Source organism: Bradyrhizobium semiaridum (assembly GCF_020329505.1).
In the GTDB taxonomy this organism is placed as follows: Bacteria; Pseudomonadota; Alphaproteobacteria; order Rhizobiales; family Xanthobacteraceae; genus Bradyrhizobium; species Bradyrhizobium semiaridum.
On record NZ_JAGKJJ010000021.1, the window covers coordinates 29,574 to 53,469 of the forward strand.

Annotated in this window: 24 protein-coding genes, 1 tRNA gene and 1 pseudogene; 13 read left to right on the top strand and 13 right to left on the bottom strand. The window is 66.3% G+C overall.

All coding sequences use genetic code 11. The annotated features are described in order from the left end of the window. Positions 1 to 2: 2 nt before the first annotated feature. Positions 3 to 803 (bottom strand): enoyl-CoA hydratase-related protein, encoded by an 801-nt coding sequence (locus J6500_RS22455; RefSeq protein WP_225714873.1) that lies wholly within the window; start codon positions 801 to 803, stop codon positions 3 to 5. Between the two features lie 168 nt (positions 804 to 971). Here J6500_RS22455 and J6500_RS22460 point away from each other — a divergent pair, with 168 nt between their 5' ends. Beyond that, entirely contained in the window at positions 972 to 1,946 is a 975-nt protein-coding gene (locus tag J6500_RS22460) for a 2-dehydropantoate 2-reductase (protein ID WP_225714874.1), read from the top strand. 36 nt (positions 1,947 to 1,982) lie between these two features. Beyond that, positions 1,983 to 2,759: an SDR family oxidoreductase gene (locus tag J6500_RS22465; RefSeq protein ID WP_225714875.1), complete on the top strand. Its 777-nt coding sequence runs from the start codon at positions 1,983 to 1,985 to the stop codon at positions 2,757 to 2,759. A gap of 106 nt (positions 2,760 to 2,865) precedes the next feature. On the opposite strand, the gene J6500_RS22470 is transcribed toward J6500_RS22465, so the two are convergent. Next, positions 2,866 to 3,594 carry an aspartate/glutamate racemase family protein gene (locus tag J6500_RS22470; RefSeq protein WP_225714876.1) on the bottom strand — a complete coding sequence of 243 codons (729 nt, stop codon included), beginning with the start codon at positions 3,592 to 3,594 and terminating at the stop codon, positions 2,866 to 2,868. 115 nt (positions 3,595 to 3,709) lie between these two features. Then, positions 3,710 to 4,390 carry an alpha/beta hydrolase family protein gene (locus tag J6500_RS22475; protein WP_225714877.1) on the bottom strand — a complete coding sequence of 227 codons (681 nt, stop codon included), beginning with the start codon at positions 4,388 to 4,390 and terminating at the stop codon, positions 3,710 to 3,712. Between the two features lie 242 nt (positions 4,391 to 4,632). Between J6500_RS22475 and J6500_RS22480 the strand changes: the two genes are divergently transcribed. Next, complete coding sequence (locus tag J6500_RS22480) at positions 4,633 to 6,468, top strand: di-heme-cytochrome C peroxidase (protein ID WP_225714878.1); 1,836 nt, start codon at positions 4,633 to 4,635, stop codon at positions 6,466 to 6,468. Positions 6,469 to 6,657: 189 nt separating this feature from the next. Here the strand turns inward: J6500_RS22480 and J6500_RS22485 are convergent, their stop codons facing one another. Further along, positions 6,658 to 8,196, bottom strand: a complete 1,539-nt coding sequence (locus J6500_RS22485; RefSeq protein WP_225714879.1) for an aspartate ammonia-lyase — start codon at positions 8,194 to 8,196, stop codon at positions 6,658 to 6,660. A 353-nt stretch (positions 8,197 to 8,549) separates the two neighbouring features. Between J6500_RS22485 and J6500_RS22490 the strand changes: the two genes are divergently transcribed. After that, complete coding sequence (locus tag J6500_RS22490; protein ID WP_225714880.1) at positions 8,550 to 9,260, top strand: hypothetical protein; 711 nt, start codon at positions 8,550 to 8,552, stop codon at positions 9,258 to 9,260. A gap of 202 nt (positions 9,261 to 9,462) precedes the next feature. Here the strand turns inward: J6500_RS22490 and J6500_RS22495 are convergent, their stop codons facing one another. Together J6500_RS22495 and J6500_RS22500 are read right to left on the bottom strand one after the other, a co-directional pair. Continuing rightward, positions 9,463 to 10,311, bottom strand: a complete 849-nt coding sequence (locus J6500_RS22495) for a tetratricopeptide repeat protein (RefSeq protein WP_225714881.1) — start codon at positions 10,309 to 10,311, stop codon at positions 9,463 to 9,465. A gap of 98 nt (positions 10,312 to 10,409) precedes the next feature. Continuing rightward, on the bottom strand, positions 10,410 to 11,027 hold the full coding sequence (locus J6500_RS22500) for a pyridoxamine 5'-phosphate oxidase family protein (RefSeq protein ID WP_376707846.1): 618 nt from the start codon (positions 11,025 to 11,027) through the stop codon (positions 10,410 to 10,412). Positions 11,028 to 11,176: 149 nt separating this feature from the next. Between J6500_RS22500 and J6500_RS32240 the strand changes: the two are divergent. Further along, positions 11,177 to 11,275, top strand: a pseudogene (locus tag J6500_RS32240) (helix-turn-helix domain-containing protein); the annotation flags it as partial. Positions 11,276 to 11,314: 39 nt separating this feature from the next. Beyond that, positions 11,315 to 12,037: a LysR substrate-binding domain-containing protein gene (locus J6500_RS22510; RefSeq protein ID WP_225714883.1), complete on the top strand. Its 723-nt coding sequence runs from the start codon at positions 11,315 to 11,317 to the stop codon at positions 12,035 to 12,037. 30 nt (positions 12,038 to 12,067) lie between these two features. Here the strand turns inward: J6500_RS22510 and J6500_RS22515 are convergent. The 3 genes from J6500_RS22515 to J6500_RS22525 all read right to left on the bottom strand — a co-directional run bounded on the left by J6500_RS22515 (position 12,068) and on the right by J6500_RS22525 (position 14,689). Next, a tRNA-Arg gene (locus tag J6500_RS22515) sits at positions 12,068 to 12,144 on the bottom strand. A 126-nt stretch (positions 12,145 to 12,270) separates the two neighbouring features. Then, a complete protein-coding gene (locus J6500_RS22520; protein WP_225714884.1) occupies positions 12,271 to 13,116 on the bottom strand; it encodes a type III pantothenate kinase in 846 nt (281 codons plus the stop codon). 64 nt (positions 13,117 to 13,180) lie between these two features. Continuing rightward, positions 13,181 to 14,689, bottom strand: a complete 1,509-nt coding sequence (locus tag J6500_RS22525) for a flavin-containing monooxygenase (RefSeq protein WP_225714885.1) — start codon at positions 14,687 to 14,689, stop codon at positions 13,181 to 13,183. A 77-nt stretch (positions 14,690 to 14,766) separates the two neighbouring features. Here J6500_RS22525 and J6500_RS22530 point away from each other — a divergent pair, with 77 nt between their 5' ends. The 3 genes from J6500_RS22530 (at position 14,767) to J6500_RS22540 (ending at position 17,598) form a co-directional block, all read left to right on the top strand. Then, positions 14,767 to 15,414 carry a TetR/AcrR family transcriptional regulator gene (locus J6500_RS22530; protein WP_225714886.1) on the top strand — a complete coding sequence of 216 codons (648 nt, stop codon included), beginning with the start codon at positions 14,767 to 14,769 and terminating at the stop codon, positions 15,412 to 15,414. A gap of 230 nt (positions 15,415 to 15,644) precedes the next feature. Further along, complete coding sequence (locus J6500_RS22535) at positions 15,645 to 16,742, top strand: helix-turn-helix transcriptional regulator (RefSeq protein WP_225714887.1); 1,098 nt, start codon at positions 15,645 to 15,647, stop codon at positions 16,740 to 16,742. Between the two features lie 208 nt (positions 16,743 to 16,950). Next, a complete protein-coding gene (locus J6500_RS22540; RefSeq protein ID WP_225714888.1) occupies positions 16,951 to 17,598 on the top strand; it encodes a hypothetical protein in 648 nt (215 codons plus the stop codon). Between the two features lie 24 nt (positions 17,599 to 17,622). Here J6500_RS22540 and J6500_RS22545 read toward each other — a convergent pair whose 3' ends face one another. The 3 genes from J6500_RS22545 to J6500_RS22555 are packed head-to-tail and all read right to left on the bottom strand — an operon-like array spanning position 17,623 to position 19,315. Next, positions 17,623 to 18,045, bottom strand: coding sequence for a CAP domain-containing protein (locus J6500_RS22545; RefSeq protein WP_225714889.1), 423 nt, complete (start codon positions 18,043 to 18,045; stop codon positions 17,623 to 17,625). 34 nt (positions 18,046 to 18,079) lie between these two features. Then, on the bottom strand, positions 18,080 to 18,289 hold the full coding sequence (locus tag J6500_RS22550) for a hypothetical protein (protein WP_225714890.1): 210 nt from the start codon (positions 18,287 to 18,289) through the stop codon (positions 18,080 to 18,082). A gap of 21 nt (positions 18,290 to 18,310) precedes the next feature. Beyond that, complete coding sequence (locus J6500_RS22555) at positions 18,311 to 19,315, bottom strand: 2-dehydropantoate 2-reductase (RefSeq protein ID WP_225714891.1); 1,005 nt, start codon at positions 19,313 to 19,315, stop codon at positions 18,311 to 18,313. Positions 19,316 to 19,465: 150 nt separating this feature from the next. Here J6500_RS22555 and J6500_RS22560 point away from each other — a divergent pair, with 150 nt between their 5' ends. Continuing rightward, on the top strand, positions 19,466 to 20,074 hold the full coding sequence (locus tag J6500_RS22560) for a YidB family protein (RefSeq protein WP_225714892.1): 609 nt from the start codon (positions 19,466 to 19,468) through the stop codon (positions 20,072 to 20,074). Between the two features lie 26 nt (positions 20,075 to 20,100). Beyond that, positions 20,101 to 20,379, top strand: a complete 279-nt coding sequence (locus J6500_RS22565) for a GlsB/YeaQ/YmgE family stress response membrane protein (RefSeq protein ID WP_225714893.1) — start codon at positions 20,101 to 20,103, stop codon at positions 20,377 to 20,379. 133 nt (positions 20,380 to 20,512) lie between these two features. Here J6500_RS22565 and J6500_RS22570 read toward each other — a convergent pair whose 3' ends face one another. Further along, positions 20,513 to 21,295: an SDR family NAD(P)-dependent oxidoreductase gene (locus J6500_RS22570; RefSeq protein ID WP_225714894.1), complete on the bottom strand. Its 783-nt coding sequence runs from the start codon at positions 21,293 to 21,295 to the stop codon at positions 20,513 to 20,515. A 271-nt stretch (positions 21,296 to 21,566) separates the two neighbouring features. On the opposite strand from J6500_RS22570, the gene J6500_RS22575 reads away from it, so the two are divergent. Beyond that, positions 21,567 to 22,634, top strand: coding sequence for an acyl-CoA dehydrogenase family protein (locus tag J6500_RS22575; RefSeq protein WP_225714895.1), 1,068 nt, complete (start codon positions 21,567 to 21,569; stop codon positions 22,632 to 22,634). A 30-nt stretch (positions 22,635 to 22,664) separates the two neighbouring features. Next, the gene (locus tag J6500_RS22580; protein ID WP_225714896.1) at positions 22,665 to 23,825 is read left to right on the top strand and encodes an acyl-CoA dehydrogenase family protein; all 1,161 of its coding nucleotides are present in this window, start codon (positions 22,665 to 22,667) and stop codon (positions 23,823 to 23,825) included. The last annotated feature ends 71 nt before the right edge of the window (positions 23,826 to 23,896 follow it).

Genomic DNA, 23,896 nt, shown 5'->3' on the forward strand with positions numbered 1-23,896 from the left:
GCTTACGCCGTGCCGCCGCTCCAGCGGCCCGCGCGCTTCTCGGCGAATGACGCCAGCCCTTCGGCGGCCTCGGCGGTCTGCCGCTTGGCGGAATGCAGATGAACCAGGCGCTTGTAGGCCGCGTCGTCGACGGCCATGCCGCCGAACGAGCTTTCCAGCGCCAGCTTCTTGGTCTCGGCCAGCGCATTCGGCGCGTTCGCCAGCAGCTGCTCGACCACCTTGGCGCCGGCGCCATCGAGATCGGCCAGCGGCACCACCTCGTGCACGAGACCGATGCGGCGCGCATCGTCGGCACCGAAACGCTCGCCGGTCAGTGCGTAGCGGCGCACCTGGCGAACGCCGATCGCATCGCAGAGCTGGGGAATGATGATCGCCGCCGTCAGTCCCCAGCGCACCTCGGTGATCGAGAACAGCGCGTTGTCGGCCGCAATCACCACATCGCACGCCGCGATCACGCCGGTGCCGCCGCCGAAGCAGCCGCCCTGCACCAGCGCCACCGTCGGAACCGGCAGCGTGTTGAGCCGCTGCACCGCTTCGAAGGTGGCGCGCGAGGCCGCCTCGTTCTCCTCTGATGATTTCGGCCGCACGCTGTTGATCCACTTCAGATCGGCGCCGGCCTGAAAGTGCTTGCCATTGCCCTTGAGCACGACGACACGCACCGGCTTGCCCGAGAGATCGTCGATCGCCGCCAGCACGCCCTGGATCAGCGCGCCGTCATAGGCGTTGTTCACCTCGGGGCGGTTCAGCGTGACGGTCGCGACCCCGCGTTCATCGAGACTCCACAGGACTGGGCTGGCGGACATGGACGATCTCCCTCGTTCGGCATCTTGTCGTGCGAGGCACTATGGCCGAGAGACGATGGCCCGATCCATCACTTTCCGGCGCGCCGGGCCGCGTCAGGCGCATGACCGGTTGCGCGAGGCCGCCTGCTCATGGAAACTGGCGCGACATCTCGGCAAGGACTCCCCTCCATGCGCATTTGCATTTTCGGCGCCGGCGCCGTCGGCAGTCATTTTGCGGTTCGGCTGGCGCGCGCCGGACATGACGTGTCCTGCGTGATGCGCGGGCCGCACCTCGACGCGGTCAAGGCTGGCGGCCTGACGCTGAAGGTCGGAGACACCGCCGTCACCGCGGAAGTGAAGGCATCGGCCGAACCCGCCGAGCTCGGGCCGCAGGATGTCGTCATCAGCACGCTGAAGGCGACCGGCGTCGATGCGCTCGCAACCGGCCTTGAGCCGCTGCTGCATGACGACACGGGAGTCGTGTTCGCACAGAACGGCATTCCCTGGTGGTACGATCTCGGCCTGCCGGCCCATCACCCCGACATTCCCGATCTCGGCTTCCTCGATCCCGGCGGACGGCTGCGCGCGGCCGTCGCAAAACAGCGGATCATCGGCGGCGTGATCTTCTCGTCCAACGAGGTGATCGCGCCCAGCGTCGTCGCGAACCTCTCGCCCGAGCGCAACCGGCTCCTGATCGGCGAATGCGACGATCGCCGCAGCGAGCGCATCGCCGAGCTGCGCGCGGTGCTCAGCAAGGCCGAGATCGAATCGCCCGACGTGAAGGAGATCCGCGAGACGATCTGGTCGAAGCTGCTCACCAACATGTCGATGTCGGTGCTGTGCCTCCTGACCGGGCTGACCGCGCGCGGCGTTCGCGACGATCCGGCGATGCAGGAGGTGATTCCGCGCCTGCTCGACGAGGCCACTGCGATTGCGACGCGCTATATCCCCGACGTCAAGCGCGTCACGCGCTCGGTGCCGGCGCCGGACCACAAGCCATCGATCCTGCAGGACTACGAGCTCGGCCGCGCCATGGAGATCGACGTGCTGGTGCGCGCCCCGGCCGCCTTCGCGCGCGCCGCCGGCCTCGCCACCCCGATGCTCGACCTGATGGCCGCGCTCGCCATCCAGAAGGCGCGTGACAAGGGGCTGTATCAGGGCTGACAATCGACGCAACGACAACAAGCAGGGAATCGCAGCATGCAAGTCAGGAACAAGGTCTGCGTCGTCACCGGCGGCGCGAGCGGGATCGGTGAAGCGGTGGCGCGGGCCTATGCCGAGGCCGGCGCGCGCGGCGTCGTGGTCGCCGATTTGAAAACCTCGCGCGACCGGCTCGCCAGCGTCGCCGGCGACATCGACGGTCTCGGCGTCACGGCCGATGTCGGGCTCGAGGAGGACGTCAAGGCACTGATCGCCGCCGCCGAGGACAAATACGGTCCGGTCGACGTGTTCTTCTCCAACGCCGGACTGTCGCGCAAGGGACAGGAGACAGCGTCGGACGCCGACTGGGACGTCAGCTGGCGGGTTCATGTGATGGGCCACGTATTCGCGGCGCGGGCGCTGGTGCCGGGCATGCTGGCGCGCGGCTCCGGCTACCTGCTCAACACCGCGTCGGCCGCGGGACTCTTGGCGTCGCTGAACTCGATGGCCTATGGCGTGACGAAGAGCGCCGCAGTCGCGCTCGCCGAGCATCTCGCCATCCAGTATGGCGATCGCGGCATCCGCGTCTCGGTGCTGTGCCCGCAATCGGTACAGACCGGCATGACGACGCCGGGGCCGAGCGCGGCGCGCGTCGACGGCGTGCTCCAGCCGGCCGAGGTCGCCCGCATGGTGATCGCGGCGATGGCGGAGGAACGCTTCCTGATCCTCTCGCATCCTCAGGTACAGGAATACATGCAGCGCAAGGCCACCAATCGCGACCGCTGGCTGTCCGGCATGCGCCGCCTGCGCGACAAGATCTACGGCGGGCCGGTGTGATTGACCGTAGCCCGGACGCAGCGAAGCCCACTGTAACCGCGGATGATCTGTCCCGGATTGCGCTTCGCTCTATCCGGGCTACGAAACTTCGCTCGCAATGACGCCGTCACTTCTTCGGCGCAAACCGCTCCAACAGCCCGATGTATCCCTTTGCTGCCGGCGAGGCGTAGGCGCCGCGGCGTGACGTCGTGAGCTTGAGGCCGGCGAGCGCTTCGGCCTGCTTCACGGCGGCGGCGACGCCGTCGACAACCGGCACGCCGAACTGCGCCGAGAGTTCATGCGCGAGATCGGCCATGCCGGCGCAGCCGAGCACGATGGCATCAGCGCCCTTGTCCAGCGCCCGCGCGATCTCCGCCTGCAGCTTCGTCTTCGCCCCCGAGCCCGGCTTCTCGAGATCGAGCACCGGAACGTCGCAGGCGGTGACCACGGCGCGGCCGGCAAAGCCGTAGCGGCGGACCAGATCCTCCAGCGGCACGATCGAGCGCGGCAGCGTGGTGACGATGCCGATCCGCTTGCCGATCTGCCCTGCGGTGACCAGCGCCGCCTCGCAGATGCCGACCACCGGATAGCGCGCCACTGAGCGCGCAGCGTCGAGCCCGGTGTCGTCGAAGCAGGCGATGATGCCGGCATCGGCGTCAGGCGCATTCAACAGCGCCTCGATCAGGCCGGGAACGGCAAACGCCTCGTCATAGAAGCCTTCAATCGAGGCCGGTCCCGTTGACGAGGTGACGGCCGAGATCTCGGTGCCCGGTGCGGCAACCGCCTGCGCTGCGGCGGCGATGGTCGCGGTCATCGAGGCGGTGGTGTTGGGATTGACGATCAGGATTTTTGTCATGGCTGGAGGTTAGTATCCCCTTTCGCGGCGAAGCGTAGCCCGGATGGAGCGCAGCGCAATCCGGGAAGTCTGACCGCGGATGATCTCTCCCGGATTTCGCTTCGCTGCATCCGGGCTACGAGATCTTCGCCACCCACGCTGCGAACGCATCCAGCACCTCGGTCATCACCTCGGCATCGTTGCGGCCGGAGCGCTTGAGCACGTGGAAGGAATGATCGGCCTCCTTGACCAGATGCAGCGCCGCGCGGGCACCGAGCCCCTTCACCACAGGCTGCAGCAGATCGAGCTCAGCCAGCGCATCGCGCGTGCCCTGCACGAACAGCATCGGTATCTTCACTTCGGCAAGGTGCTTGGCGCGATCACTCGACGGCTTGCCGGCCGGATGCAGCGGAAAGCCGAGGAACACCAGGCCGCGTACGCCGGCGAGCGGCGCCTTGGCCTGCGCCTGCGACGTCATCCGGCCGCCGAACGACTTGCCGCCGGCGAACAGCGGCAGATCGCCGCAACGCCGCGCCGCCTCCGCCACCGCGGCGCGCACGGCGGCTTGTGCGACCGCGGGCGGATCGGGCCGCTTGCTGCCATTCTCCATATAGGGGAATTGATAGCGCAACGTCGCGATGCCGCGCGCAGCCAGGCCATCCGCGATCGCGGCCATCGACGGGTGTGTCATGCCGGCCCCCGCGCCATGGGCCAAAACGTAGACCGCGCGCGCCTCCGCCGGGTGCAGCAGCAGCGCGGACACCTTGCTGGTGTCCGAGACTGCGATGGTCAGCGGTTGCGCGACGGGAGCGTTCAAGCGGTGCCTCGCGAAAATTGCTCCATCGTTCTAGCTGCCCGCCGCAATGCGTGCAAATGACACCGCGACCGCCGTTGCGAAAAGTGAACTGGCTCACAGCGATTCAACATTTCCGTTGTTAGACAAAGCGCCGCCACTATAGGATGGCGCGCAGCACGATACACGCATAGCGTGAATCGCGATTTGGCGATTCTTAATACCTCGGCCATATGACGCGCGGTGACCGGGAATTGGGGGACGGCATGCCTCGCAAGACGATCGTTATCATTGGGCTGTTGCTTGTTGGCGGCCTGCTTTACCTCAAGGACGATCTCGAGACGCTGGCGAGCAGCTTCCATGTCAAGGCCGTCGCCTACCAACCGGCGGCCAAGACCGTGTGGCTCGACCAGAGCGTCAGCGCCGAGCGGCTGCGCTGGTTCTACCACGCCGACCAGGGCACCCGAACGTTCGGCATTCCCCATGAATGGTTCATGGTGCTGGAGCAGCCGACGGTCTGGCCGCCGTTTAGCGCCGCGCCGCGGCTGTCCGACACCAATTATCTCGGCCGCTTCGGCTTCATTCCCGATACCGTGATCCCGGGCAAGCCCGATCCGCTGCCGATCGGCTTTGCGCAGGGCGGTCCGATGGCGGATGCCAACGGCGCGCCGTTCCGCAACCCTCGCACCAAGGCCGACATGACCGGCATCGGATTGACCTGCGCCGCCTGCCACACCGGCAGCTTCAATTATCGCGGCACCGAGATCGTGATCGACGGCGGGCCGGCCAACACCAATCTGTTCGAATTCCAGAAGAGCGTCGGCCTGTCGCTGCTGCTGACCCGGTTCTGGCCGGGCCGCTTCTCGCGCTTTGCCGAGGAGATCCTCGGCAAGGACGCCAGCCTCGACGAGCGCATGGCGCTGCGTGGCCAGCTCGATCTGGTGCTGAAGCAATACGCCAATATCAACGCATTGGAGACCAAGGTTGCCGCCAACAGCGTCGAGGAAGGCTACGCCCGGCTCGACGCGCTGAACCGGATCGGCAACCAGGTGTTCTCGATCAACCTGAACAATCCCAACAACTACGCCTCGCACTCCGCGCCGGTGCATTTCCCGCGGATCTGGAACGCGCCGTGGTTCAGCTGGGTACAATACGACGGCTCGATCATGCAGCCGATGGTGCGCAACGCCGGCGAGGCGCTCGGCGTCAGCGCCGAGCTCAATCTGCTCGACGAGTCCGCCGGCCTGTTCAAATCGAGCGCGCGGATCGACGTGCTGCACGAGATGGAGCGGATGATCGCCGGCGAGCCGCCGAGCGAGGACAAGGGTTTTGGCGGGCTGAGTTCGCCGAAATGGCCGGAGAACATCCTGCCGCCGATCAACATGGACCTCGCGAAGAAGGGCGGCGAGCTCTACAAGACGCACTGCCAAGAGTGCCATGGCCCGGCGATCGACAGCAAGGCGCTGCCCGCGAGCGAGGCCTATGCGCTGTTCAAGGACAAGAAGCGCTGGATCAAGAACGAGGCCGGCCAGCCGCTGCTCGACGTCGAGCTGATCCCGATCAGCCATATCGGCACCGACAGCGCGCAGGCCGAGGGCCTTGCCAACCGCACGGTGGAGACGCCGGCCAATCTGAAGATCAAGGACGGCGCGTTCGGACCGGCGCTGGGTGAGCTAGTCGAGAAGACCGTCAACTATTGGTACGACCAGAACAAGATTCCGCCCGAGGATCGCAAGCGCTTCGACGGCTATATGCCGAACAAGATCCAGGCGCCGCTCGCCTACAAGGTGCGGCCGCTCAACGGCATCTGGGCGACGCCGCCCTACCTGCACAACGGCGCGGTGCCGACCATCTACGCGCTGCTGTCGCCAGTGAAGGACCGGCCGAAGACGTTCTATCTCGGCAACCGGGAGTATGACGCCAAGGATCTCGGCTATGTCTGGCGGGACAACATCAAGAACAGCTTCCTGCTCGACACCTCCAAGCGCGGCAACTCCAATTCTGGTCATGAGTTCTCGAACGAGAAGCGCCGCGGCGTGATCGGGCCGGAGTTGAAGGAAGACGAGCGGCGCGCCTTGATCGAGTTCATCAAGACGCTGTAGCGCGTCGCACACGCGCCGCAGAGCCGCTGCACCTCTCCCGCTTGCGGGGAAAGTCGCATCGCATCGAAGATGTGATGCGGGTGGGGCTCTCTCCACAGTGCGATTCGTGGAGAGAGCCCCCACCCCAACCCTCCCCCGCAAGCGGGAGAGGGAGCCCAGTTTCTGTGCGGATGTTAGCAGTACATCGCCTCACCCCTTCGGCGCCGGACCTTGCCGCCGCGCCGGGCGCGTCATGGCTTCGAGCTCGAGCAGCTGGTTCAGCTGCTCCTCGGTCAGGAGCTTCTCCTCCAGCACGATGTCGGCGACCGAGCGGTTCTCCTTCAGTGCGCGGCGGGCGACGCGCGAGCTCGCTTCATAGCCGAGGCTGGGCGCCAGCGCCGTGATCAGGCCGATCGAGCCCTGCACCAGGCTGCGGCAGCGCTCGCGGTCGGCCTCGATGCCATCGACGCAGCGCCGGGTCAGCGTATCGACCGCCGCGGTCAGCATGCGCAGCGAGCTCAGCACGCAGTAACCGATGGTCGGCTCGAACGCGTTGAGCTGCAACTGCCCGCCCTCCGCGCACATCGTCACCGTGAGATCGTGCCCGATGACGAGGAACGCGACCTGGTTGACCACCTCGGGGATCACCGGATTGACCTTGCCGGGCATGATCGAGGAGCCGGCCTGCACCGCCGGCAGCCGAATCTCGCCGATGCCGGTGCGCGGCCCCGACGACAGCAGCCGCAGATCGTTGCAGATCTTCGACAGCTTGACTGCGACGCGCTTGAGCACGCCGGAGAACAGCACGAAGGCGCCGAGATCGGAGGTCGCCTCGATCAGGTTCGAGGCCAGCACCATCGGCTGTCCCGACAGCCGCGACAATTCCTCGACGGCGAGCGCGGCGTAGCGCGGATCGGCATTGATGCCGGTGCCGATCGCGGTGGCGCCGAGATTGACCTCGCGGAACAGCGCCGAAATTTCGTTGAGCCGCGCCACGTCCTCCTTCACCGTGACGTGGAAGGCATCGAACTCCTGGCCCAGCGTCATCGGCACCGCATCCTGCAACTGGGTGCGGCCCATCTTCAGCACGTCGGCGAACTCCACCGCCTTGCCCTTGAAGGCATAGGCGAGATCGTCGAGTGCGCGCACCAAGGGCTGGGTGGCGAAGATCACGGCGAGCCGCAGCGCGGTCGGATAGGCGTCGTTGGTCGACTGCGCCATGTTGACGTCGTCGTTCGGATGCAGCGCGTGATAATCGCCCGGCTTGCGGCCCATCATCCGCAGCGCGACGTTGGCGATCACCTCGTTGGCGTTCATGTTGGTCGAGGTGCCGGCGCCGCCCTGGATCGCGTCGACCACGAAGGATTCGGCATAGACCTTGTCGGTCGCAACCTGTGTGCAGGCGGCCTCGATCGCATTGGCCTTCTCCGCCGACAGATAGCCGAGCCGCTTGTTGGCGCGCGCGGCGGCCTGCTTGACCAGCGCCAGCGCGCGCACGAATTCCGGGAAGTGGCCGACCGGCACGCCGGTGATCGGAAAGTTCATCACCGCGCGCTTGGTGTGGATGCCCCACAGCGCATTGACCGGCACCTCGTCCTCGCCGAGCAGGTCGTGCTCGGTGCGCGACTGCGCCTGCTCGATCGGCACGGTGCGGACGGTCGCGACCGCAAGTTCGCTCGGGCTCGAGCTCTCGCCGGATGGCGGCGCGGCGCCTGCGGTGCTCGTGGTCTCAACCCTGGATTCGGCCATCGCTGCACTCCGTTACCTGCTGCAGAGGACTCTGCGGTGTCCGACATGATGCCTCCGGCCGTGGGCCAAAGCCAATGCCGCCCGTAGCCCCGTCGCGCCGTTTTGCGTGGATTGTCGGAGCGAACACTGCGGCGAGATGGTTGCCGCGGCGGACATTCGCAGGTGCGAAGCGCGGGTGCGCTGGCGCCGCCATGGCCGGCGCGGCCTCGCTCCCCTCTGGTGGACGCCGGCTAAGCAATTGTTTCTAAACATTTCTCGAACCACGCACGCGTTTGTGACGACCTGACGCGCCGGCGATCCGTTAACAGCAGGAGAAGCGCTGACGCCCCGGGCGGCAACAAGAACAGAACATCGTGCTCAAGACTGCTGACGCCTTGACCCTCACATTCCGCTGTCCGGCGGAGCTCGAAGGCAAGATCCCGCCGCCGGTGCCGGCGAGCCTGGGCCTGCCCGGCTGGCTCAAGACGATGCCGACACAGGCGTTCAATGCGGTCAACATGCGCGACGAGGATACCGTTAAGCGCTGCCCGCCTTTCGTCGATGCCATGACGTCGGGCTTCCTGCTGCCGCTGATCTGCGACCTCAAGGTCGAGAACGGCGCGATCACTTGGGAAAACGACCTTCCCACCGGCGAGCTCGACTTCCCACGCTCGCCGATCGGCTTCCATGACGGCAGCCAGGTGACGGGCACGCCGCTGTTCGAGGCCGACCGCTTCGTGATCAAGTTTCACAATCTGTGGAGCATCGAGGCGCCGGCCGGCTATTCGCTGTTCTTCACGCATCCGGTCAATCGCTTCGACCTGCCATTCACCACGCTGAGCGGCCTCGTCGATTGCGACCTGTTCCACGACAGCTGGATCCATTTCCCCGCACGCTGGTACGACACGCGCTTCAACGGCGTGCTGCCGAAGGGCACGCCGGTCGCCCAATGCATCCCGGTGAAGCGCGACAACTGGGTCGCCCGCACCGCGGCGATGTCGCCGCAGGAGACGCAGCGCGTGCAGGCGCTGACGAAGAAGATCAGTCGCGAGCCCGGACTGTACCGGCGGCAATTCCGGACGTAGGCGCGGGCGTCGGCGGGATGACAGCGAGTGTGGTGCGCGACCGTCATTCCGGGACGCGCATAGCGCGAGCCCGGAATCCATCAGGCCGCATGCATAGCGGATAAATGGATTCCGGGCTCGCGCCAAGTGGCGCGCCCCGGAATGACGGAGACGGTCCTTAGGCTTTGCCCATCCTGCGGTTTTGGTAAGAGCTACGGCGCCCCTAACCCGGCTCGCTCAGGAACTTCGCCATTGCGCTTGGGCGGAAGAAGAAGCGGCCGTGCGAGGACTGCGCCAGCGCGTAGGTGGCGCGGCCGATCAGCTGCGACTGGCCGCGCATCGCCTGGCGCAGATTGGCCTCGCCGGCCTCGCGCTCGCCCATCTCCAGGAGGCACGCGGCAAAGTCGGCGCGGGTCGCGGCATCGCCGGGGCGCAGCGCCAGCACGCGGCGATAGAGATCGGCGGCGGCAGCGTAGTCGCCGTCGAGCAGCAGCGCGCGCGCCAGCGCCGTCAGGATGTCGAGATGATCCGGCGCCGCCGCACGCGCCATTTCGAGGATCGCCCGCGCTGGGCCGCGCTCGCCGCGATGGAGCAGGAGCCGCGCGAGATCGAGCTGCAGTTCGACCGCGTTGGGCGCGAAGCCAAGTGCGCTCTCGATCACGGCGATCGCCTCGTCGCCGTGGCCGGCTTTCGACAACTGGCCGGCGAGTTCCTGAAACGCCGGCAGGAACGGCGGACGCCGCGCCGTGGTCCGGCGCAACAGCTCGATCGCCTCGCTGCCGCGCCCCGCCCCACCCAGCGCGGCGCCGAGCAAGGTCTCGAGACCCGAATCCTCGGCGCGCCGCGCGACCCGCTCCAGCGGCGCGACCGCTTCCGCCGCACGGTTCTGCGCCAGCAGCGCCCGCGCCAGAATCGATGCCGCGGCAACATCGGTGCGACTCGCCTTCAACACCTCGGCCGCGAGGCGCTCCGCCTCGGCAAGCTGCCCCATCTGCAGCGCGAGCGCAGCGCGCTGCAGGGCTGGCGACGGAGACTGAGCACGGGTTGCGGTGGGTGGAGGTGGTTTGGGCATGCGCGCGCGACGATGGTTGTCCAGCCTTTATCACCGCCACGGCGCGAGCCGTCCAACAACAGTCGCGTGATGAGGCGGCGGGCGGATCGCCGCGGCCATCAGTAGAGCGTCGCCCGCACCGTCTCCTCGCGGGTGTGGTCGCGTTCGCGATAGCCCTGATCCTTGCTGAGATCGGCCAGGATCGTCCCGTTGCTCGGCAGGGCCGAACGCTGCAGGAACCGGTCCGGATTCCAGAGGTCGGCGCGGACGGCTGCACGCGGACACTGGAAATAGACGGTCTCGACGTCGACGATCACCACCGAGCGCGGCGGCTTGTCGCCCATCGCAAACCTTGCCAGTAGCGTGGGCTCGATCGAAATCGTCGCTTTGCCGTTTACGCGCAGGGACTCGGCGATGCCGGGCACCAGGAACAGCAGGGCGATGCGCGGATCGGCAACGAGATTGTGCAGTGTGTCGACCCGGTTGTTGCCGCGCCGGTCGGGAATCAACAGCGTATGCTCGTCCTCGACGACGACAAAACCTGCCGGATCGCCGCGCGGCGACGCGTCGAGGCCGCCGGCCCCGCTGGTCGCCAGGATGACGTAGCTCGACGCTTCGATGAAGGCGCGATAGTGCGGATGAACGTGATCGACTTCCTTGACCAGCGAGGCCGGGCTGCCATGGCCATACAGCGCAACCAGCCCGGCTTCGTCGCGGATGAAATAGCTCGGGTCCATGATCGGCTCCCACGCATCGAAGGACTGGCCGGAGGCTGCCATGCGGCGCGCGCAGCGACAAATACATAAGTGCGCTGGCCGCCAGATGCCCTTCCTCTGGGTCGCCTTGCCGCAGCGCCAGCAATGACCGATAGACAGCCTCGCGGCAGCTCCGCATTGCGCAGCCCTCGCTCAGCCAACACGTCATCGCGCTCGAGAACGAGCTCGGCGTCAAGCTGCTGGAGCGCGAAGCGCGCGGCATCAGGCTCACGACGCCGGGCAGCACATTCCTGGAACACGCCCTGACGGTGCTGCGCGACCTGGAGCGTGCCCGCGAAGCGGTCACCGCTTCCGGCACCGGCATCGTCGGACGGGTCGCGATCGGATTGCCGACCACGGTGACGCCGGTGCTGGCGACGCCGCTGCTGCAGGCCGCGTTCGCGTCGCTGCCTGATGTGACGATCCATCTCGTCGAAAGCCATTCCGGTTTCCTGCGCGAATGGCTCGATACGTTCCGCCTCGATGTCGCGGTGCTGTTCAACATCACCGAGGCGCAGGGGCTCGAATTGACGCCCTTGATCGCCGAGCAACTGTACCTCGTCAGCCGCAGCACGGCGACGCGGGGCCGGCCGATCACCTTACGGGAGATCGGCAAGCTCGACCTCATCATGTCGAGCAGACCGCACGACCTCCGCAAGACCCTCGACAGCGCGATGATGCTCGCCTCGGGACATCAGCTGCGCATCAAGGCCGAGATCGACTCGCTCGCCACGATCAAGCAGATGGTCGCGGCGGGTCTCGGGCAAACCATCCTGCCGTTGTCCGCGGCGCGCAGCGAATTGGCGGCCGGCAAGCTCGCGGCCCGTCGCATCATCCGCCCCGTCATCGAGCGCCACGCCGCCATCGCGTGCGTCTCGCGCCGTCCCAGGACGCGAGCGCAGCAGGCGGTGGCGAGTTTGATCCTGGAGATCGCAAACCGCCTGATCGCCAGCGGCGACTGGACCGGACGGCGGCTGCACAAGCTCAAGTGAAGGGGACCGGCCAGCAGGGCGATTGAGGAGTGGCGATCCCGGGAAGACTCGAACTTCCGACCTACGGTTTAGGAAACCGTCGCTCTATCCGGCTGAGCTACGGGACCGCGAACCCGCAAGCAAGCGGGCGTGGGCAATCCCATAGCAGAGACGCCGCCTGATCGCCAGCCCGCGCGATGGACTGGAAATGCGAAGTTGCGCGATGACGCGCCGCCTCGGGGCGGTGCAATAAATTATGACGACTTCGGAGCCTGATGGCCGATGGCGGCATTGCGGCGGTAGATCTCCAGCAGGCCGCGAATGGTCAGATCGGGATCGAAATGATCGATTGCGGTGGTGGCGCCGCGGAACAGCGAGGTGACGCCGCCGGTGGCGACCACGGCCATCCCTTCGTTCCGCTCGGCCTTGATCCGCGCGATCATGCCCTCGATCATCGCGACGTGGCCCCAGAACACCCCCGATTGCATCGCGCTGACCGTGTCGTCGCCGACCACGCGGCGCGGCCGTTGCAGGGCGACCCGGGGCAGCTTCGCGGCGGCGGCGTGCAGCGCCTCCATCGAGAGGTGGACGCCGGGCGCGATGATGCCGCCCTCGAAGGCGCCGTCCCGGCCGATCACATCGAGCGTGATCGCGGTGCCGCTGTCGACGATGATCAGCGGCGGCGCATATAGCGCGCGGGCGCCGAGCGCGTTGACCAATCGGTCCGCTCCGACCTCCGACGGCTTCAGCGTCCGCACCTCGATGCCGAGCTCGATGTTCTCGCCGACGATCAGCGGTTCGACGCCGAGGTAACGGCGCGACAGGTTGCGCAGATTGAAGATCGATTGCGGCACGACGCTCGAGATCACGCAGGCATCGAGCCCGGCGACGTCGAGCTTCTGCATCGCCATCAGATGCGACAGCCAGACGATGTATTCGTCCGCGGTACGGGTCGGCTCGGTGGCGGAACGCCATTGCGCCACCCAGTTCGCGCCGTCGTGAACCGCGAAGACGCTATTGGTGTTGCCCTGCTCGATCGCCAGCAGCATCGGTTCGCCCCCTGTGATGCGCGCGCGGATCGCCAGCCATAGCAGAGGCATTGCCCGGTCGCCAGTTCGCACCGAGGCGGGTGCACGATGCCGCGCGGCGTCGACAGGCCGTTCGTTACGCGACCTGCCGCGCCGGCGCCGCTGACGGCCCGGCTGCGGCCGCGGTCTTGCCGGCGGGTCGGAATTCGAGCGCCTCGTCGGCCAGCGAACCGTAGCGCAGGGTCATCAGATCGAGCGCGTAGTTCTGGTAGAGCCGCCACGGCCGGCGCGAGCCCTGCTTGGGGAATTTGTCGACGGCGCGCTGGATGTAGCCGGAGGAGAAGTCCACCCAGGGCATCTCGGTGACGCTGGGGTCATTGCGCCGCGGCGTCACCTGCGCGTAGCCGCTGGCCTTCATGTAGTTGAGCAGGCGGCAGACATATTCGCAGGACAGGTCGCATTTCAGCGTCCAGGACGCGTTGGTGTAGCCGAAGGCGGCGGCGAGGTTGGGCACGCCGCTGCACATCAGCCCCTTGTAGTTCATCGATTTCGACAGATCGACGGGCACCCCGTCGACCTTGAAGGCAAGCCCGCCGAGCACCTGCAGATCGAGCCCGGTCGCGGTCACCACGATATCGGCGTCGAGCGTCTTGCCGGATTTGAGCTTGATGCCACGAGGCGTGAACGTCTCGATGTGGTCGGTGACGACGGACGATTTGCCGCTGCGCAGCGACTGGAACAGATCGCCGTTCGGCACCAGGCAGAGCCGCTGGTCCCACGGGTTGTAGCGTGGCGTAAAATGGGTGGCGATGTCGTAGTCCGGACCGAGCGCGTGTCGCACGCCGCCGAGGATCAGCTGCTTGACCCGCTCGGGGCTGCGCTTGCACAGCCGATAGAAATACATGCCGAACAGCACGTTCTTCCAGCGGGTGATGCCGTAGGCGAGTTTTGCGGGCAGCCGCGCGCGCAGCCAGTCGGCGATCTTGTCCTTGTCGGGACGCGCGACGACATAGGTCGGCGAACGCTGCAGCATCGTGACGTGACCGGCGGCCTTGGCCATTTCCGGCACCAGCGTCACCGCGGTCGCGCCGGAGCCGATCACCACCACCTTCTTGCCGGCATAATCGATGTCGTCGGTCCATTTCTGCGGATGGACGACGCGGCCGGCGAAATCGGCGATGCCGGGGAAGTCGGGCGTATAGCCGTGCTCGTATTTGTAGTAGCCGCTGCACATGAACAGGAAGTTGCAGGTCAGGCGCTCGACGGTCTTTTCCTGGCCGCGCTCGACCTCGACCGTCCAGCGCGCCTCGGCCGACGACCAGTCGGCACTGACGACGCGATGGTTGAAGCGGATCTTCTTGTCGATGCCGTAGAGCGCCGCGGTCTCGCGCACGTAATTCAGGATCGACGGGCCGTCGGCGATCGCTTTCGGCTCGGTCCACGGCCGGAACGAATAGCCGAGCGTGTACATGTCGGAGTCGGAGCGGATGCCGGGATAGCGGAACAGGTCCCAAGTGCCGCCGATGCAGTCGCGTCCTTCGAGGATCGCGTAGCTACGGTCCGGACAGTTGGTCTGCAGATGATAGCCGGCGCCGATGCCGGAGAGGCCCGCACCCACGATCAGCACGTCGAAATGACTGGACACGGCTGCACCTCCCGTTTTGACAATCTATATTGTCAGATAACTTGACATCTGACAATATGCCATGTCAATACGTATTCATGGAAAGCAGCCGCAAAGCGCGCCTCTATGGCGGCCTCGACGCCGAGGAACGCCGCACCGAACGGCGCCTCAAGCTGATCGACGCAGCGATCGAGGTCTATGGCGAGGTCGGCTACCGCAGCGCGACCGTGAAGGCGATCTGCGAGGCGGCCGAGCTGACCGAGCGCTATTTCTACGAGTCGTTTGCCAACAGCGAAGCGCTGCTGATCGCGGCCTACACCCATGTCGTCGATCATTTGTACGCAGACATGACCGCGGCGGCTGCCGCCGCGGGCGACGATGCCGACGCGAGGCTGCGCGCGGCGCTGACGCTGTATTTCACGCGGCTGAAGGAGCATCCGAAACCTGCGCGGGTCTTCCTGCTCGAGATCTCCGGAATCAGCCCGGCAGTCGAGGCCGTCACGCTCGATGCCGGGCGCGTCTTCAGCGAGATCCTGGTGCCGCCGACTTTCGATCCGAGGCGGAGCGGAAAAGGTCCGGCGACGCTGCTCGCGGTCGGCATGATCGGCGCCGTGATCTCGATCGCGCGGCGCTGGGTGTCGCGGCAATATCCTGAGCCAGTCGCGGAGGTCGCGGCGACCGCGGCGAGCTTCTGCCGGGTGGCGCTTGGCGCTGCGGATCATCCGAGTCACGCCGTTCCAGGCTGACCGGTTTCGTAGCCTGGAGCTGCAAAACAGCCGCTGGGCCACCAATCCGGTCGATTCGGACCGATTTCGCCTGAATTACCTGATCCGATGCCGCCCGTCATTGTACGGGCATTGATTTTGCTTGCACATCCGGCTGCGCTGGCCTTTTTAAGCATGGTAGCGGGCGCAAGCAGCGGCTGACTGCTTCGCCTGACGAAGCGAGAATAGTGCGTCTAGGGAGTTGTCGAGCCTTGGTCGACCTGCGCAAGCTTGACGATGTCGCCGCGCGCCTCGGCGACGTGGTTCTCGATCCTGCACGCTGGCTGCCCTTCATGGACGATGTCTGCGCCGTGGTCGGTGCGACCGGCGCCGCGATGCTCCAGAGCGACATCCGCACCGAGGACATTCCGCGCACCGACTCTATTACCGAGTATTTCACCAAGACCTACTTCCCCACCAACCTGCATCTCACCGACATCCGCGCCGCGCGCGGCGTGCCACTGATGCACGCCGGCGTCGATGTCATCTCCGATGCCGATCTGTTTGAATCAGAAGCCGAGATGCTGCGCGATCCGCTTTACGCGACGCTCGGCGAGTTCGGGCTGAAATGGTTTGCCGCCGTCGGCTTCCGCGCCGGCCCGGCATTGTGGGCGCTGACCATCCAGCGCTCGCCGCAGGAAGGCATGTTCGACGCCGAGGAGATCAAGGCACTGTCGACGCTGTCGGCGCGGCTCACCGAAGCCGCGACGCTGTCCACCGCGATCGGCCGCTCCGCATTGTCGGGCATCACCAGTGCGCTCGACCTGATCCAGACCGCGGCGATCGCCGTCGGCCGCTTCGGCGGCGTCATCGGCATGAACAGCCGCGCCGAGGCCTGTCTCGGCGACGACCTTGCGATCCGCAACAATCGCCTGACGCTGCGCGACCGCCAGGCCAATGCCGACCTGACGCGATTGGTCGATCAGCTTGACCACACGTCGGATCTGCTGGCGGTAGCATCGGCGCCGATCATCGTGCGCAGGGCCGACCGGCGGCCGATCGTGATCCAGATGCAAGGCGTGCCGGCCGCGGCGCGCTCGCCGTTCCTCGGCGCACGCGCGATCCTCTTGATCCGCGACCTCGAGGGCAGCGCCGCATTCGATCAAGCACTGCTCGCCGCGACATTCGAGCTGACCCCGGCGCAGGTCCGGCTCGCGACACAGCTGGCACGCGGCGATTCGCTCGAGGACACCGCGGCGCAGGCCGGCATTGCGCTGTCCACCGCGCGCAATCAGCTCAAGGCGATCTTCCAGAAGACCGGCACGCACCGGCAGGCGGAACTGGTCGCATTGCTGCACAAGGTGAAGTGAACGATTCGATTCGAATCGTCGCAGTTGCGCACGCGACCGCACATAAGAGTTGGGTCAAACGTTGCAGTGATGCGAAACGCTGTGTTCCCTCCGACACAGCGCCCACATTTGCGGTTCCACGCGCCGCAAAATTCATCACCTGACGGGGTGACAAGCGCCGTCAAAATGGCGACAATCAGCCAAATCCGTGTCGTTCGAGTTTGTCTCAATGTCCGTGATACCATCACGATCATCGACGTTGGCTGCTGCCGCTTGTGCCGCCTGCTTCGTGCTCGCGCATTCAGATGCGCATGCGCAATGGTGGCGCAGCGGGCCGAAGGACTTCGAGGAGTGCGCCGACCTCGCCGAGAAGGCGAAGACCAAAGAGGACAGGACCGCACAGCTCGGCGACTGCAACGCCAAATTCGCCGGACGCCGCAAGCCGGGCGGCGGCTACACCTATTACGATTTCATGCAGGATCACAGCTTCGACATCGCAGGTCCCAATCCGACGCCGGACGAGCAGAAGAAGATCGACCAGGAATATACCTCCTATCTCGAGAAGCAGCGCCGCTCCACCATCGTCGCGGCGTTCAACGCGCGACAGCAGCAGGAAAAGCTGCAGGAACAGCCGCCGCCAACGCCGCAGCCGGCGCCGCAGCTTCAGCAGGTGACGCTGCGCAGCCAGCCCGAGCGGGTGCCGGTGCCGGTTGCGAGCCCGGTGAAGCAGGCCGCGCGGATCAGGGCGGCGCAATGCGCCAAGAACGCCTTCTCATGCGAATGGCCGCGGCTGTCGCAGGGGATCGAGGACATCAAGAAGCTGTTCACCCCGCAGCCGACGGCGCCGATGCCGACCAGGGCCGCAAGGCGCGGCTGAAATTCTCGCGTCAGGAAATTCTGGTCAGTCGGTGATCAGCATCGCCCAGAACCTGCGGTAGGGCGACTTCGCATTGTCGGCGAAGGCGACGCCGACGCGCCTTGCGCCCGGCATCAGCAAATTCTCGCGATGGCCGGCGGAGTTTTCCCACTGCTTCAGCATCTCGGCGAAGCTGATGAACCCGGCGCCGATGTTCTCGGCCGCGCGCTGCTTCTTCAGCGGCTTGATGCGGGTGAAGAAGCTGCCGCCGGCGGAGTGGCTGACCGATCCGCTCGCCGACATCGCCTGCGCCTGCTTCAAGGCGACCGCGTTGAGCTTGGCATCGAGCTTCACCGCCGGCATCCCCTTGCTGCGCCGATAGCTGCTGATGGCGCCGGCATAGTCGGCGGCCACGGCAGCGGTGGAGATGCCGAGCAGCAGGCCGAGTGCGAGAACCGCTGATCGCATTTGAAATCGTCTGACCATTACGTGTGGGGTGGAGTTACCGTTGCGGATTGCGCTTGGTGTGGCGCGGCTTCGTCCGCGGGGCAACGGGCGTCACCTGCCCGCCCGATCGCGCCGACATCGCGGCACGCTGCTCCTGCAGGCGCGCGTCGTAGCCCGGTGACGGAACGACGGTCGGCGGCGCGGCGTGTGCAACGGTTGTGCTGAGTCCTGCAATCGCCACCAGCATCACGACAATCGATCTCATGACATCCTCCTTCCGAATGCCCTACCCCGCGCGAATCTGCTCCGGCGTCAGCCCGGGCGAGCCCTTGCCGGCAGCCTCCGCCTTGCGGATCAAATCGATGACACGGCGCGACAACGGCACGTCCAGTCCGTGGCGATCGGCAATCGCGGTGATGACGCCTTGCAAATAGTCGATCTCGGTGCGGCGGCCGCGTTGCAGATCCTCCCACATCGAGGAGCGCGCCTCGGGATCGATCTTCATGGTGCGGCCGAGCAGCATCTCGAAGATCGCGTCCGGCAGCCGCAGCAGCGGCGGCATCCAGCCGGACGGCAGCGGCGTCGGCGACACCGGCGTGATGCCCTCGGCGCGGACCGCGGCCAGTCCTTCCGCCATCTGGTCGGCGAACAGGCGGCGCCAGTTGCGTTGCGCGAGCTGCTGGCGCAGCGGAATGTCGGAGAGCGCATTGAGCGCGTTGTTGAGATTGACGATCAGCTTGCCCCACTGCACGCCGTCGATGTTGTCAGTCGCACGGATGGCAAGGCCTGGCACCGACAGGCGCGCCGCCGTGCCGGCGTCGTCGTTGGCGATCACGATGTCGCCCGAGGTCGAGCGATGAAAGCGGCCGTCGCCGAGCGCCACCACATTGAACGGCACCATGCCGCCGAGCACGCTGCGGCCGGCGAGATGCTGGCGCAGCACCGGCACGTTGCCGACGCCGTTCTGCAGGCTGACCACGACGGCATCATCAGGCGCGTGGCGCGCGATCAGCCCGGCCATCGCCGGCGTATCGGCGCTCTTCACTGTCACCAGAATCAGCGGCGTGTCTTTGAAGATCGACGGATCGTCCGACAGCGTCAGCGCGGCCGCGGGGACCGTCCTTTCCGACTCGTCGAAATTGCTGACGCGCAGTCCCCCGGCGGTAATTTCCTTCACCACGCGCGGCCGGGCCAGCAGCGCGACGCGGCGTCCGGCCGCAGCCAGCATGCCGCCGACGAAGCAGCCGATGCTGCCGGCGCCGGCAATGCCGATCGGCTGGTTCTCGTTCATCTGGCTAAACGTCCATTCATCGCACATCGATAGCAGACCGCATGACCGATGCCCATCGACCTCGCCGCCACCCCCGCAACGCTGCCTTGTAACCGTCATGCGCCACAGCTATGTTTTGGCATCGGGGCACGGTTGCGGCAGGAGACGATCATGGGTTTACTCGACGTACTCAACGGCATGCAGAACGGCCCGCGCGGTTCGAGCGCGCCAAGCACACAGTCCGACAGTTCGAGCGGCGGCGGCATGTCGCCGATGACGATGGCGATCCTGGCGCTGCTCGCCTGGAAGGCCGTCAAGCATTTCGGCGGCAGCGGCCAGCAGCCGACTGAAGCAGCTCCGGCGCCGCGGCCGACGCAGGCTCCGCCGCTGCCCGGCAACGTCACCGCCGGCCTGCCCGGCGGAACGGGCGGCGGCGGGCTGTCCGATCTGCTCAAGGGCGGGCTCGGCGGCCTGCTCGCAGGCGGCGCCGCCGGCACCGTGCTGAGCGGCGGCCTCAGCGACCTGCTCAAGCAGATGCAGGACAAGGGCCATGGCGACACCGCCAATTCCTGGGTCAGCAACGGCCCCAACAAGCCGATCGAACCCGGCGATCTCGCCAACGCGCTCGGCGCCGACCAGATCAACTCGCTGTCCTCGCAGAGCGGCCTGTCGCGCGACGATCTGTTGCAGGGCCTCAGCCAGTATCTGCCCGAGGTCATCAATCACCTGACGCCGGACGGACGGCTGCCGAGCGGCGACGAGCTGAACGGCCGGCTGTGATCTGATTTTAGTGGAGGTCGATCATCATGGGCGGCATCATCTGGGTCATCATCGTCGGCTTCGTCGCAGGAATCATCGCGCGCTTCCTGTCGCCGGGGCCGAACAATCCGACCGGCTTCATCCTCACCACGGTGCTCGGCATTGCCGGCGCCTTCCTCGCCACCTTCATCGGTCAGGCGATCGGGCATTACGGTCCGGACCAGGGCGCCGGCTTCATCACCGCCACGATCGGCGCGCTGGTGGTGCTGTTCATCTGGAACCGGCTGGTCGCCGCGCGGGTGATTCCGGATCCGGGTAACAAATAGCGGCAGACGCGAAGCCGCTCTTTGACATTGTCATGCCCGGGCTTGACCCGGGCATCCACGTCTTCCCATCCGCGCGCCAAGCAAGTCGTGGATGGCCGGGTCAAGCCCGGCCATGACGCGGATGGAGTCCGCCTCACTGAATCAAATGCATGCCGGCGTCCATGCGGACGAACTCGCCGGTCATGTTGCTCGACGCCGGGCTCGCCAGGAAGCAGACTAGGTTGGCGATATCTTCCGCCGTTGACGCGACCTTCAGCGGCACCCGCGCCACCACCGCATCGCGCACCTGCTTGGCGCCGGCCTCGCCGCGCCCCTTGGTGAACCAGGGCGTATCGATATAGCCCGGGCAGACCGTGTTGACGCGGATCAGCGGCGCCAGCGCGCGGGCCAGCGACTGCGTCATGGTGTTGAGCGCGCCCTTGCTCGCGGCATAGGCGACCGACGAGCCGCCGCCGGAAATGCCGGCGACCGAGGACACGTTGACCACCGCCGACGGCCGGCCCGATGCCTTCGCGCCCGCTTCGAGCAACGCCCGCGCGGCGCGGACCATCTGGAACGGGCCGATGGTGTTGACGGCATAGATGCGCTGGAAGTCGTCCGCCGTGAGACCATCCATATCGTGATGCGGCACATGCTTGGTGGTGCCGGCATTGTTGACGAGCACATCGAGGCGGCCCCAGCCCTGCGCGGCGGCCGCGATCTTCTGGCAATCCTCATCGCGCGAGACGTCGCCCTGCACCACCAGCACCTCGGCGCCCTGCTTGCGGCAGAGCTCTGCGGTCGCCTCGGCTTCCGCCTTGCTGTTGGAATAGTTGACAATGATGCGCGCGCCCTCGGCGGCGAGGATTTGCGCGGTGGCGGCACCGAGCCCCGATGCCGACCCCGTCACGATCGCGCACAAGCCTTCCTTCGACATCTGCGTTTCCTTGTTGTTGTGAGCCAGATGAATTGCGGTGGCATACCATATCGTGCAGCCAAATCCCTGAAAATCTGGCTCGTGACAATCTGCGAAATCCGCACTGCGGAATTAATTCTTCTGAATGGCCGCTCGCATGCCATCCGCGCAAGTGGCCCTGCGGGCAGTGCTTGTCACGGCTATGGCTTTTCCTCATCATTGAGCGCAAGACGACATCGCAAGCACGGTCTGCCTGATGGCCGGACCCAAGCCAATCAACACGAGGAACGCTGTGGCGGAGAGTGAGAACATCGTCGCCGAGACCGCGGAAAAGATTTTCGCCGATCTCGCGGATGCCCAGACCATCAATCACGACAGGCAGGGCGCGTGGAAGGCGCCGCTGTGGCAGGCGCTGACCGAAGCCGGCCTGCCGCTCTCCTGGGTGCCCGACGATCTTGGCGGTTCCGGCGCCAGCCTCGCTGAAGGTTTTGCCGTTCTCAACGTCGCCGGCCGCCATGCCATCGCTGTTCCGCTGGCCGAAACCATGCTGGCCGGCTGGCTGCTGACGCAGGCGAAGATCGCCTCCCCCGAAGGCGAGATGACTGTGATGCCGGCCGCGCCGAAGGATCGCATCACGCTGGCCGCCGACGGCTCCCTCTCCGGCCGCGCCCGCGGCGTGCCGTTTGCGAAGGAGGCAAAGCATTTCGCGGTGCTGGCTGATGGCAAGGACGGCGTCATGATCGCGCTGGTCGACGCCGCGAAGTGCCGGATCGCATCCGGCATCGGGCTCGGCGGCGATCACAGCGACACCGTCACGCTGGACAAGGTGCAGCCTGTAACGATCAAGCCTGTGCCCAATGGTTTCGACCAGACCACGCTGATGCTGATGGGCGGTGTGGTGCGCAGCCTGCAGATCGCGGGCAGCCTGGAATCGATGCTCGACATCTCCGTGCGCTATTCCAACGAGCGCGTCGCCTTCGAGAAGAAGATCTCGAAATTCCAGGCGGTGCAGCACAACCTCGCCCGCCTCGCCGGCGAATCCGCCGCAGCACTGGCCGCTGCGACCTCGGCGGCCGACACCATCGTCAATGCGAAGTCGCTCGATACCGACGCGGTGTTCCTCGAAGCCGCCTCGGCAAAGATCCGCTGCTCGGAAGCGGCGGAGAAAGGCGGCGGCATCGCGCATCAGGTGCACGGCGCGATCGGCTTCACCATCGAGCACATCCTGCACCGCTACTCGCTGCGCGCGCTGGCGTGGCGCGACGATTTCGGCTCCGAAAGCTACTGGGCGGTCGAGCTCGGCAAGCTCGTCGCCGACCGTGGCGCCGACGAATTGTGGCCGCTGGTGGCTTCGCGCTGAGATCAGGCAGAAAGATCAGGACTGGACATCATGACCGCAGCCCTTCGTTTCGATCCGATCCGCCTGCCGGAAAAGTGCGAGCAGCTTCGTAAGGAAGTCCGCGCCTTCCTCGCCGAGGAGATCGCCGCCGGCACGTTCGATCCTCACGCGCCCAACCGCGAAGACAACGACGCGCCGGAATTCTCCCGCCGCGTCGGCGCCAAGGGCTGGCTCGGCATGACCTGGCCAAAGAAATATGGCGGCCAGGAGCGCTCGTTCCTCGAGCGCTACGTGGTGACCGAGGAGATGCGGGTAGCGAATGCGCCGACCCGGCGCTTCTTCGTCGCCGACCGCCAGAGCGGGCCGGTGCTGCTGAAATACGCGCCCGAGCACATCAAGATGGACATTCTGCCGCGCATCTGCCGCGGCGAGATTTGCTTTGCGATCGGCATGAGCGAGCCGAATTCGGGCTCCGACCTGTTCGCGGCGAAGACGCGCGCGACCAAGACCGACGGCGGCTATCTGATCAACGGCACCAAGATCTGGACCTCGTCGGCGCACATCGCCGACTACATGATCGCGATCTTCCGTACCTCGCCGCCGACCAAGGAAAACCGCCGCCACGGCTTGACGCAATTCTTGGTCAAGATGAAGCAGCCGGGTATCCAGGTGAATCCGATCGGCCAGATCACCGGACAGTTCGAATTCAACGAGGTCGTGTTCACCGACTATTTCGTGCCCGACGATCACGTGCTCGGCGAGATCGACGGCGCCTGGAAGCAGGCGACGAGCGAGCTCGCCTATGAGCGTAGCGGTCCCGAGCGTTTCCTCGAGACCTATTACGTGCTCACTGAACTCGTGCGCGCCGTCGGCAAGAACCCGGACACCCGCTCGGCCGAAGGCATCGGCCGGCTGGTGGCCCAGGTTCACACCATGCGCCGCATGTCGGTGTCGGTCGCCGGCATGCTGCAGGCCGGCAAGGAGCCGGTGGTGGAGGCCTCGATCGTCAAGGACATCGGCACGGTGTGGGAGCAGCAGCTCCCGCACCGCGTGCGCGATCTCGCGGCGTTCGTCGAGGAGACCGCGACCAATCGCGAAACGCTGGAGAAGCAGCTCGATTTCGCCATCAAGACCGCGCCCAAGCTGACGATCCAGGGCGGTACCACCGAGGTGCTGCGCGGCATCATCGCCCGCGGATTGGGTTTGCGCTGACGACGATGACACCGACGATCTCACCGCGATCACTCGCACCTCTCCCGGAGGGAGAGGTCGGCGCGCAGCGC

Coding starts and splice junctions, on each gene's coding strand:
- J6500_RS22520 (WP_225714884.1), bottom strand. CDS start 13,116: ATGCCTCTGCTATGGCTGGCGATCCGCGCGCGCATCACAGGGGGCGAA.
- J6500_RS22495 (WP_225714881.1), bottom strand. CDS start 10,311: ATGCCCAAACCACCTCCACCCACCGCAACCCGTGCTCAGTCTCCGTCG.
- J6500_RS22470 (WP_225714876.1), bottom strand. CDS start 3,594: ATGACAAAAATCCTGATCGTCAATCCCAACACCACCGCCTCGATGACC.
- J6500_RS22545 (WP_225714889.1), bottom strand. CDS start 18,045: ATGCGATCAGCGGTTCTCGCACTCGGCCTGCTGCTCGGCATCTCCACC.
- J6500_RS22465 (WP_225714875.1), top strand. CDS start 1,983: ATGCAAGTCAGGAACAAGGTCTGCGTCGTCACCGGCGGCGCGAGCGGG.
- J6500_RS22580 (WP_225714896.1), top strand. CDS start 22,665: ATGACCGCAGCCCTTCGTTTCGATCCGATCCGCCTGCCGGAAAAGTGC.
- J6500_RS22570 (WP_225714894.1), bottom strand. CDS start 21,295: ATGTCGAAGGAAGGCTTGTGCGCGATCGTGACGGGGTCGGCATCGGGG.
- J6500_RS22480 (WP_225714878.1), top strand. CDS start 4,633: ATGCCTCGCAAGACGATCGTTATCATTGGGCTGTTGCTTGTTGGCGGC.
- J6500_RS22550 (WP_225714890.1), bottom strand. CDS start 18,289: ATGAGATCGATTGTCGTGATGCTGGTGGCGATTGCAGGACTCAGCACA.
- J6500_RS22555 (WP_225714891.1), bottom strand. CDS start 19,315: ATGAACGAGAACCAGCCGATCGGCATTGCCGGCGCCGGCAGCATCGGC.
- J6500_RS22455 (WP_225714873.1), bottom strand. CDS start 803: ATGTCCGCCAGCCCAGTCCTGTGGAGTCTCGATGAACGCGGGGTCGCG.
- J6500_RS22485 (WP_225714879.1), bottom strand. CDS start 8,196: ATGGCCGAATCCAGGGTTGAGACCACGAGCACCGCAGGCGCCGCGCCG.
- J6500_RS22540 (WP_225714888.1), top strand. CDS start 16,951: ATGTCCGTGATACCATCACGATCATCGACGTTGGCTGCTGCCGCTTGT.
- J6500_RS22530 (WP_225714886.1), top strand. CDS start 14,767: ATGGAAAGCAGCCGCAAAGCGCGCCTCTATGGCGGCCTCGACGCCGAG.
- J6500_RS22500 (WP_376707846.1), bottom strand. CDS start 11,027: ATGGACCCGAGCTATTTCATCCGCGACGAAGCCGGGCTGGTTGCGCTG.
- J6500_RS22460 (WP_225714874.1), top strand. CDS start 972: ATGCGCATTTGCATTTTCGGCGCCGGCGCCGTCGGCAGTCATTTTGCG.
- J6500_RS22565 (WP_225714893.1), top strand. CDS start 20,101: ATGGGCGGCATCATCTGGGTCATCATCGTCGGCTTCGTCGCAGGAATC.
- J6500_RS22560 (WP_225714892.1), top strand. CDS start 19,466: ATGGGTTTACTCGACGTACTCAACGGCATGCAGAACGGCCCGCGCGGT.